This window comes from Psychrobacter sp. 1Y4 (genome assembly GCF_051847555.1).
Genome location: NZ_JBPYDE010000626.1, coordinates 1 through 673, shown reverse-complemented (window position 1 = coordinate 673; position 673 = coordinate 1). Strand labels below are relative to the sequence as shown.

The 673-nt window shown below is 39.7% G+C and carries 2 pseudogenes; one reads left to right on the top strand and one right to left on the bottom strand.

Annotated features, from left to right (window positions below):
- A pseudogene (locus ACS8FC_RS17975) lies at nucleotides 1–283 on the bottom strand (8-amino-7-oxononanoate synthase); the annotation flags it as partial.
- A 235-nt stretch (nucleotides 284–518) separates the two neighbouring features.
- On the opposite strand from ACS8FC_RS17975, the pseudogene ACS8FC_RS17970 reads away from it, so the two are divergent.
- Nucleotides 519–673 (top strand): annotated as a pseudogene (locus tag ACS8FC_RS17970) (porin family protein); the annotation flags it as partial.

The window sequence follows — 673 nt, the reverse complement described above, 5'->3', positions numbered from 1 at the left end:
ACGCCTGTAGCTGTGTATCGTTACCAGTTAACAGACGCGATGATGTTGCACTCATTTTGGGCAAACAGTCCATTGATTGCTGAATAAACTCAAAAAACTCACGCTGCAACTCAGCATCACTGCCCAAACCTAGATAATCGTTGCTAGCGATATTTAATAGGGTATTGTCATTAACGATTACATACCGTCCTTGATGTTCGATATCTGGTAATTTGCGATACTGCTGTTTGTCTTTGAGTTGTAAGAGCGCAGTTTGTAGCTTTGCGTTGATAGAAGCTGACATACAGAACCGTCCTTTTTCTTTATTCGTCAGTATACGCGGAACACAATGAGTAGGGATTATTGCACAAAAACGTGATGTGTAACAAAAAGTTTCATATATCAGCCTTTGTAACCCGAGCACTGACAAATGCTTTCAAATCTTAACTCTCATACCATTAAACACTGACAGAGTGTCTGAAATAGTTTGTTACTATGTACCCATCGTTAGCAAACAAGGCGATAGGGCCAAATGGTCAATACAACTAAATAACTTGTTTGTCCACATTTACTTGAAGGAGCTAATAATGAAAACTCTACAAAAAACTATACTTGCACTAGCAACTGGTTCTTTACTTTCTGTAGGTGCACAAGCTGCCGTTAACTATGGTAACGGCTACACAGGTCAGCCGTA